Source organism: Vibrio sp. Isolate34, from assembly GCF_022397915.1.
GTDB lineage: Bacteria > Pseudomonadota > Gammaproteobacteria > Enterobacterales > Vibrionaceae > Vibrio.
Genome location: NZ_JAKEUO010000036.1, coordinates 1 through 8836 on the forward strand (window position 1 = coordinate 1; position 8836 = coordinate 8836).

General features: G+C 43.1%; 9 protein-coding genes. 6 read left to right on the top strand and 3 right to left on the bottom strand.

What is annotated here, in order from left to right; genetic code table 11:
* The coding region (locus L1D22_RS21680; RefSeq protein ID WP_239829853.1) for a transposase at nt 1-157 on the bottom strand (157 nt) is incomplete at its 3' end.
* Between the two features lie 138 nt (nt 158-295).
* On the opposite strand from L1D22_RS21680, the gene L1D22_RS21685 reads away from it, so the two are divergent.
* The gene (locus tag L1D22_RS21685; RefSeq protein ID WP_239831206.1) at nt 296-454 is read left to right on the top strand and encodes a hypothetical protein; all 159 of its coding nucleotides are present in this window, start codon (nt 296-298) and stop codon (nt 452-454) included.
* A 259-nt stretch (nt 455-713) separates the two neighbouring features.
* On the opposite strand, the gene L1D22_RS21690 is transcribed toward L1D22_RS21685, so the two are convergent.
* Entirely contained in the window at nt 714-1616 is a 903-nt protein-coding gene (locus L1D22_RS21690; RefSeq protein WP_239831207.1) for a LysR family transcriptional regulator, read from the bottom strand.
* Nucleotides 1617-1744: 128 nt separating this feature from the next.
* On the opposite strand from L1D22_RS21690, the gene L1D22_RS21695 reads away from it, so the two are divergent.
* The 5 genes from L1D22_RS21695 (at nt 1745) to L1D22_RS21715 (ending at nt 7894) form a co-directional block, all read left to right on the top strand.
* Nucleotides 1745-2809 (top strand): HlyD family secretion protein, encoded by a 1065-nt coding sequence (locus tag L1D22_RS21695; RefSeq protein WP_239831208.1) that lies wholly within the window; start codon nt 1745-1747, stop codon nt 2807-2809.
* A gap of 3 nt (nt 2810-2812) precedes the next feature.
* On the top strand, nt 2813-4363 hold the full coding sequence (locus L1D22_RS21700; RefSeq protein ID WP_239831209.1) for a DHA2 family efflux MFS transporter permease subunit: 1551 nt from the start codon (nt 2813-2815) through the stop codon (nt 4361-4363).
* Between the two features lie 286 nt (nt 4364-4649).
* Nucleotides 4650-6239: a response regulator gene (locus L1D22_RS21705; protein WP_239831210.1), complete on the top strand. Its 1590-nt coding sequence runs from the start codon at nt 4650-4652 to the stop codon at nt 6237-6239.
* Nucleotides 6233-6565: an Hpt domain-containing protein gene (locus L1D22_RS21710; protein WP_132762834.1), complete on the top strand. Its 333-nt coding sequence runs from the start codon at nt 6233-6235 to the stop codon at nt 6563-6565. Before L1D22_RS21705 ends, L1D22_RS21710 begins: the two co-directional genes overlap by 7 nt.
* Nucleotides 6566-6997: 432 nt before the next feature.
* Nucleotides 6998-7894, top strand: a complete 897-nt coding sequence (locus L1D22_RS21715; protein ID WP_239831211.1) for a sigma-70 family RNA polymerase sigma factor — start codon at nt 6998-7000, stop codon at nt 7892-7894.
* Nucleotides 7895-8109: 215 nt separating this feature from the next.
* Here the strand turns inward: L1D22_RS21715 and L1D22_RS21720 are convergent, their stop codons facing one another.
* Entirely contained in the window at nt 8110-8466 is a 357-nt protein-coding gene (locus tag L1D22_RS21720) for a hypothetical protein (RefSeq protein ID WP_239831212.1), read from the bottom strand.
* Nucleotides 8467-8836 lie beyond the last annotated feature (370 nt).

The window sequence follows — 8836 nt, forward strand, 5'->3', positions numbered from 1 at the left end:
CAGAGGGTAGATCCCGCCAAGGAATACCTGTTCTCATTCGATAAAGTATTCCTTCAAATGTCATTCGATGTTCAGTTTTATCGTAAATACGACCTGTACTTTTCATAACTTGGAGTAGCAGTTTCCAGCGAATATCAGTTAGCATTGTTCTTGGCATGGTATTGGTTATGGTTTTACTTTTGGCGAAGCAAATTATAACTCTTTACCATGCTGTTCAAAAAACACTCTCGAAAGATCAACATGCCCTAACACGACTTAGGTGTAATAACCGTACTTACTCTTACGGAAACTAGATATGTTCAATGTGCGTCACCACCTTAACTTTACGTCTTTCGCCATCGCGGCTCTCTTCAGCACTTGTGCGTTCTCAGCAAACACACAAGACAGCCAGATAACGCTAACGAATACCAACAACAGCGACACAGTATCGATTTCAACAAACCGTATTCAGTGACGGAAGTAAAATCATCGCGAATTTCTCTGACCAAGCGTTTAGCCAAAACGGCGTCACAATAGCAGCGACGTCTATCAAAGCTGTGTTGAGCAATGGACAAGTTGTTGAATGGAAACCAACGCTGAATTGATTAGGTTCGTGCTCTCGTCCTAATGTCAGGTCTTAATATTCAGTTCTTTAGCTCTTTGTTTCCCATAATTTTCTGTTTAGATGCTAAAGAACTGAGGGCTCTGAATCACTTCGATAGACTAGACGAACGCTACTTGTTCTTCTCACTGAGGAATGCCGTTAGTAAGTAGTCAATAAACACCTTTTTACGTTTGGGCATAAGCTGCCTATCCGCGTACACCAAGCTTACCGAGACTTGGGGCATGTCATACTCTGGCAGCAAATGCACCAACCGACCTGATTTAAAATGCTCTCGACAGATGAACTCAGGGAGCACTGCAAGGCCTAACCCATCGACACATGCCGTCAAACACGCGGTAATGGTATTCACCTTCAGCTGGCTTGGAAGTTCGATATACTCAGACTCTCCGTCATCAAGCTGCAACTTCCACTTGGGTAAACGTGCCGCTTTATTCGAGACCTCAATCATACGAAATGGTGACTTGAGATCTTTGGGCGTTTTAATCTTACCAAATTGCTCTAAATATTTAGGGCTCGCGACCAACACACGTCCTGAGGTTGTCAAAAAACGAGAAACCAAACTAGAATCTGCCAGCTCACCAATCTGCGCGTAAAGATCGATGCCTTCACCAATAATATCGACTTCTCGATTAGTCAGTTCCAAGTTCATCGTCACATTCGGGTATTCAAGTAAAAAGCTATGGATGTATTTGGCGAGAACTTGATGTCCCAACTCGACAGGCAACACCACATTTAAAGGGCCACGAATCAGATCTTGATTGGCAGAAACCTCTAGCTCAGCTTGGTTCATTATCTCGTGCATTTGCATACTCGATTGATAGAAGCGCTCACCTTCCGGTGTTAACACCAAGCTTCGCGTCGAACGAGTGATCAATCTCACACCTAGGTGCTGTTCTAGCTCGGCGAGTTTTCGACTAACAGTCGACTTCGTCATGTTCAACGCTTCAGCTGCATGTGTAAAACTCCCACAATCAACCACTTGTGTAAAAACAGTGACCGCATTTAAGTCCATCCTACCTCCCCAAACTCGCTATTAGTAAGATTCTCGCAACAGTGTTTCTCTTTTTTCCTATCTTATCAATCAATGACTTTCATTTACAATTCGTTACATCTAAATAAAAACAAAATGAGAAAATAGAAATGACAGAGAACAACAACGCTTCGCAATCAGTAAGCACAAAAAAACGTAAAAAAGCACCGCTTATTGCTACTGCGATCATGCTGTCATTGGGTTTAGCTGGCGCTGGATATTGGTATGGCTACGGTCAGTATTTTGAATCGACCGATAACGCCTACCTACAAGGCGACATTACTAACATTAGTCCTAAAGTGTCTGGCTATATTGTAAAGTCTTTCGTGAGTGACAACCAATCGGTGAAAGAAGGCGACCTATTGGTTCAAATTGATGACCGTGATTACCAAGCAGCCCTTGCTCAAGCTAATGCCCATTTATCCGTCGTACAATCCGACGTAAAGAACTTAATCGCTCAACAGACGTTACAACGTAGCAAAATTAATCAAGCAGAAAGTGGCGTCGATTCCGCAGAAGCCGAATATGAACGTGCTATCCAACAAGTACAGCGCTCTCGTAGCTTGTTAAAACGCAATTACGCTTCTCAAGATGAAGTCGATAGCATGGTCGCTCAACAAAAAGTGACCCTTGCTGACTTAGAAGAAGCGAAAGCCAACCTTGTCGCTACCAATGACCAACTGATCGTTATTGCGAGCGAAATTGAGCAAGCCAAAGCCTCAGTAACAGAAGCACAGGCACAACAAGATCAAGCACAGCTCAACCTTGATTACACCAAAGTCTACGCACCTACAGACGGCGTCATTGGTAAACGCAGTGTGCGTGAAGGTTTATTGATTCAAGCCGGTGCTCCGCTTATGAGTCTAGTGCCTAACAACCAAGTGTGGATTGAAGCAAACTTCAAAGAGACACAACTAAGTGGCATTCACAAAGGTCAAACGGTTGAAGTTGAGCTAGACGCTTTTCCAGGCCAGCCACTTGAAGGCGTGGTAGACAGTTTCTCCCCTGCTACTGGCGCTAAGTTCGCGCTGCTGCCACCTGAAAACGCAACCGGTAACTTCACCAAAATTGTTCAACGTGTGCCTGTGAAAATCACCATTCCAGATCAGCAAGAGTTGAAAGGTCGATTGCTTCCTGGTTTGTCTGTGGTTGCGACCATCGATAAACGAGGCTAGACCATGAGCAGCGCCGGTGTTGTCACCTCAACTCATGATGAGGACAAAGTATCAACTCGCCATTGGATCGCCCTATTTGGCGGTTTGATTGGTGCGTTCATGGCGATCTTGGATATCCAGATCACCAACTCGTCTCTTAAAGATATTCAAGGTGCCTTGTCTGCAACCTTGGATGAAAGTTCGTGGATTTCGACCTCTTACCTAGTCGCAGAAATGATCGCCATTCCACTCAGTGGTTGGCTTTCAAAAGCGCTCGGTAAACGCCGTTATCTCACGTGGACCACGACAATATTCACCATTTCATCTTTGCTGTGTTCTTTCTCGTGGAACATGACATCGATGATCGTGTTCCGTGCGATGCAAGGTTTTAGTGGTGGAGCATTAATCCCACTCGCGTTCTCGTTGGTTATACAACTTTTGCCTATCAACAAGCGCGCCGTCGGCATGGCACTGTTTGGTGTTACCGCGACGTTTGCTCCGTCTATTGGCCCAACATTTGGTGGTTGGCTGACCGAGAACTTCTCGTGGCACTATATTTTTTACATCAATATTCCGCCCGCTCTACTCGTGATCACCATGATCCGCTATGGCTTGGACGATGAAAAACTCGACCTTGGCACGTTGAAAAAAGCCGACTGGTTCGGCATCGCAACCATGGCACTAGGTTTAGGTTGCTTGGAAGTCGTGTTAGAAGAAGGCAACCGTGAAGAATGGTTTAGCTCAAGCTTTATCGTTGGCTTGAGTATTGTGTCTGCGGTCAGTTTGGTTTACTTCGTGATAAACGAGTTGCAACACAAGAAGCCACTGGTGAATTTGCGGCTATTGCGAGAACCGCAGTTTGCGATGTCTTGTATCGCCTATCTGATTTTAGGGATGGCGTTGCTCGGGTCTATTTATGTATTGCCGCTGTACCTAACGCAAATCCAGCAATATAACGCGATGGAGATTGGCGAAGTTCTGATGTGGATGGGTTTCCCACAACTTCTGATATTCCCAATCGTGCCCAAACTGACTCAAATCATTAAGCCTAAATACTTGGTGACCTTCGGCTTTGCGATGTTTGGTTTCAGTTGTTACGTGAACACCCATATGACCATTGATTTTGGTGGTCAGCAATTGATTTTGTCTATGATTCTGCGTGCTATTGGCAGCCCGTTTATTATGGTTCCGTTATCTTTGGTTGCCATGAAGAACATCAGCAAAATGGACACTCCTGACGCTTCTACTTTAACCAACGTAATGCGCAACCTAGGTGGTGCGTTCAGTATTGCGATTATCGCTACGCTACTGGACAACAAGACACGCGAGCATCTTGCACATATCAAAGAGTCGCTACCTTCAGTAAGTCAGTTAGGTTGGCAAACACTCAAAGATCAGCAAGCGTTCTTTATCCAATCTGGCAGTGATGCCGCGACAGCGATGCAACAAGCGCAAGCAAGCTTGTTAGGAACCATGCAACGTGACGCCGCTATCATGGCCTATAATGATGTGTTCTTGATGATGACAGCATTCTTAGCGTTAGCCGCTGTATTGATTCTGAATATGCGCGATTAGAGCTCGAGGCTTCTGCCAAGCGTTTCTACCTGAATAATGCACAGTGCAAGAAAACTTGAATAACAGAGCACAGAGGTAAGCTTAACGGCTTACCTCTTTTTTACGTGTAAACCTGCATAACCACACAAAATTGCGGTCAAAACACTAACCATAGAGTGAGTTTCATAAATCTTGTCGAATAATCTTTAATTACCAATAGTTTATTGAGTGTTTGTATGTGATATAGGCACCTTGACAATGTGCAACCTGACACCTAAATTAAAAATAACATTTGGTATTGAGGAAAATGGATTTGACCTTACCACCAGACCTACGGGTTTTAATTGTCGACGACTCTAAGAGTTCAACGATACTTATAAAGCAGCAACTCTCGAGCTTAGGTATTTCACGTGACTGCATCTTTATTGCGACCGATTATCGACAAGCTATTAAAGCGGTCGAGACGCACTCTTTTCATGTACTCCTCATTGATTACCACCTAGAGCAATCCTTCACGGGGTTTGAGCTGTTGGGGATCCTGTATCGAAACAGGCTCATCGATCATACAGTGGCCACTATTCTTATCTCAGGAGATATGCGTCAAGAAACGGTATTAACCGCCCTTTCAGGTGAAGCTCACCATTTCGTTTCTAAACCGATTCATACTCAGATGTTGGGTAAAAAAATCCAAAGTGCCGTGTCCGTTTCGAAGAAGCTCACCCTGCTGAATGATTTATATCCTATAACCAGTCAAGAGAGATTAGCTCAAGCTTTGGCGATCTCCCCTAACGGCACTAGCGTTCAGTTCGAAGCAACGTTGATTGAACATTTAATTGCATGTAAGAAATGGCAGTTACTCTCTAGCGTCATTAACAACTCAAAAACCAACATGCACCCAACAAAATTGGTGGCTGAGGCTCTGATTCTTGACAGCTTAGGTAAACCAAATCTAGCCATAGATAAGCTTCACAATTTTCTGATAACGCAGCCACTCTCATTAAACGTTATTGATTGCTTAAGCTGTATCTATGAAAAGCACAAGATGCTGTTGCCTGCTCTTAAATTGGCGATTCGTGCATTTGAGATGACACCAAGTATCAGCCATCGTGCAATCAGGGCGATCGACTTAGCTGAGAACGCAGATAACACACATATGATCATAAAGTTAGGTGAGATGTATGCGACCCACATTTCAGCTGCTGACATAGATGTCATCCACTCCATTGGTGCGCACTTTAATTCGTTAAAAGCGACTTACCAGCGCGAGACGCAACTAAAGTACAAACATATTTTGCTTGAGCACGCCAACCAATTCACAGAGTTGGTGAACCTGAAACTTCCAGTAAAACAACAGCAGCAAGTTCTGGCTAGCCTTGCCCTATTTCAGAGCAGCGTATTGCTCATCGAAAATAGCCCTCAGGTTGCCCACAAAAAAGTGATTAGAGCTTCCACACTGTTAGCAAACAATTTCCACAGACAACCCACTTACTTATTGGCTCAATTAATACCACTGCTCGTTCACTTTGGCGAGTACTCTCTTTATCACTTAGCAGTGGAATGTCTAAAATCTCGTGGAGAGGCAGTAAGTCACAAACTTGAGTCCAAAAATGTCGACCCTTCAACTTGTATAAACATTGAAAACTTTGGGTCGATTCAGGAATTAAAGGACTATATTCACAGTTACCCATATTCAGTTGCCGCTAAACTTGACTATATATATGCCGTCCGTAAAGCTCATATAGATGAGAAACTTAGCGACGACTATTTAGAAGAAATCTTACAATTAGAACTTCCTCCGAAATGGAACCAATGGATTAGTGATTCATCACGGTATGGTTTTTCCACTAAGCCGCCTAGCCCATTTTCAACATACAGCCGACAGGAGTCCACATGCTAGACTTTGATGCTTTAAATGCCTACTTAGATAATGACAGAGAAGTGATTTACGCTGTGCTATCGACTTACCAAGAAGACCATGGTAATTCACTCGAAGAGATAGAAGAATTAGTACAACAACAAGATTGGGGCAAACTTCATTTCACTGTGCATACCTTGAAAGGCATCTTAGCCAGCTTTGGCGAAGAAACTGCTACTGTGGCCTTAGAAAGAGTCGAACAAAACACACTCAATAAACTTGCGCCACAAGACGACGATCTTTCCGTTATCTACAGCGAGATGAAGATCATCAATCAGCAAATCGACGAAGTACTTGCCACTTACTAGTCTATGCATTGAGCTTTCACTCATCGCTTTTTAGGCTTAGTGCAGCGGTCAATATCCACAGAACAGGTCTGAGAGCTGAGGGACTTTGGAAACATGGAACCTCGACTCTTGCCATTTTCGGCTCATTTCCCCTACCAATTATATAGCTGACTCACACCTATAAATTCACTAAATTTATCTACATGTGCCGATGTATAACACATGCTTTATAAACCATGCATCTTCATGTTTTAGTTGAAATAACGCCCCTCTCAATAAGATGCAACTTAGTTAAATATTTGTAGATATTTTTGTGACAAAAACATATGAAATTGCATTTTGTTTATTGGTAAAGGAGAAAGTGTAATCTACACTCTAATGAAACCAAGCGTTAATCACTTGGTGGCATAATAATAAAATCAAACGTTCAGTCGGCTAGATAAGGACAAGGAAATGAACAATGACAGTTTTGCTGCGTTTCAGGGGCTCACGGATGACACACCCATTAAAGAATCATTTTCTGCCAACGCAGAACCTTATGCTCACTATCTAAAGGATATTGTGGGCATTGATCTATTGTCGCGTGAAGATGAACTTTATTACGCGAAATTGAATCGTGCGGGAGATAAACAAGCGCGCGACGTAATGATCGAATCGAACCTGCGACTTGTTGTAAAAATCGCGAAAAGTTACCTAAAGCGTAAAGGCAACAACTTCACGCTGCTCGACCTTATCGAAGAAGGTAATATCGGTCTGATCAAGGCTATTGATAAATACGATCCAGAACCTGGTTATCGTTTTTCAACCTATGCCGTGTGGTGGATTCGCGAAAACATTGAAGCCGCTTTAATGAACAAAGGACGTACTGTCCGCTTACCTGCTCATGTCTGTAAAGAGATTAATAGCCTTGCCTCAAAGAAGCTCGATGTCAGCAAAAAGATGAGTAAAGAGATCTCAATCTCAGAGCTATCGAACGGCTCAGGCGTAAAAGCTGAACGTGTCGATCAACTGGTCGCATTAAGCGGCTTTATTGACGTAACAACAACCGTAGGCATCAGCCATGCTCCGCTCGTGTTAGAACAATGCGAAAGCGAATACATCCCCGACCCTCAACAAGATTGTGAAGACCAATCATTCACACACGCGCTTGAACAAATCATCAACACACTGCCACCGAAATTACAGAAAGTACTCATTCACCGTTTCGGCTTCTTCGATAACAAAGTAAAAACGTTATCCGAGGTTGGACAAATGTTGGATGTGAATGTGTCGAATGAGCGAGTTAGACAGATGCAGAAAGAAGCAGTCGAGAGAATTCAAAAGCGACTTAAATTCGATGGTTGGGTCTAAGTAATATAGCCACTGTGAAGATCAGCAAACAAGCAAACAAAACTGATCGGCTAGAACGCTGAATAGCTAGATTAGACATTTAAAGAACAATCATAAGGGTAAGCTTTCAAGCTTGCCCTTTTTGTTAGCTCTCTTGAAAGGCTAGAACGGGAAGAAATATTCACACTAGAGTCTATTTTACTGGTTAACAGACTTAGGGAGTTGCACAGGCGTATTTACTGTCTCAACAAAGTAGTACGTTCGCTACGTAGAATGAGGTAGTTGACATAGGTAGTTTCAAGGCAGTCTTGTTCCCACACAGACAAGATACGCTTGGCTGCGAAGTAATAATCTTTATTCCTCAACAACATCCCAACCGTGCGGCTGAGTTTCTCAAATCGAACTTGATCGCTGGCAGAAATATAATCGTCATCACTTTGAATAATCGGTGCTAAACCATCGGCAAACCAATTGTTTAGAATTTCTCGCATCTCCAATTCAGATTCAGGCACATCAACACTCGACAATTCTCGATGTTGAGGTGGCGGCACGATGTATTTAGATGCTTGTGGTGAACTGACATATCGATACATGTCGTCCCTCCTTTTAACTGACTCTTCTAATAATCAAGGACATTTTTATTGGTTCACAAGTTTTAATGCCCGGTTTTTGGCAGCAATTTTTTAAACAAGTAATGAGCACGACAGCACAAATAAAAAAAGGTTCATCGCGGATTAGCGGGAACTAAAAACAAAAACGGTAGTAAGTGATATGGTTTAGTCGCCAAACAAAAATCATACACAAACTACCGTTTTCATGCCGAATCATACTTTCCTATCGTCATTCTGGGAAGGCTTTAAAATAGTAAAGTCTCACCAGACAGCATCACTTATTACACTAACTCTTAAACCGAACTCTGAGGCTAAATGCTTTTGCGGTCTTGAAGCCGAGGCTATCCATGAG

Bases quoted from the DNA above. Each gene is read 5' to 3' on its own strand.
- L1D22_RS21705 (WP_239831210.1), top strand. From the start codon at position 4,650: ATGGATTTGACCTTACCACCAGACCTACGGGTTTTAATTGTCGACGAC.
- L1D22_RS21720 (WP_239831212.1), bottom strand. From the start codon at position 8,466: ATGTATCGATATGTCAGTTCACCACAAGCATCTAAATACATCGTGCCG.
- L1D22_RS21685 (WP_239831206.1), top strand. From the start codon at position 296: ATGTTCAATGTGCGTCACCACCTTAACTTTACGTCTTTCGCCATCGCG.
- L1D22_RS21710 (WP_132762834.1), top strand. From the start codon at position 6,233: ATGCTAGACTTTGATGCTTTAAATGCCTACTTAGATAATGACAGAGAA.
- L1D22_RS21695 (WP_239831208.1), top strand. From the start codon at position 1,745: ATGACAGAGAACAACAACGCTTCGCAATCAGTAAGCACAAAAAAACGT.
- L1D22_RS21715 (WP_239831211.1), top strand. From the start codon at position 6,998: ATGAACAATGACAGTTTTGCTGCGTTTCAGGGGCTCACGGATGACACA.
- L1D22_RS21700 (WP_239831209.1), top strand. From the start codon at position 2,813: ATGAGCAGCGCCGGTGTTGTCACCTCAACTCATGATGAGGACAAAGTA.
- L1D22_RS21690 (WP_239831207.1), bottom strand. From the start codon at position 1,616: ATGGACTTAAATGCGGTCACTGTTTTTACACAAGTGGTTGATTGTGGG.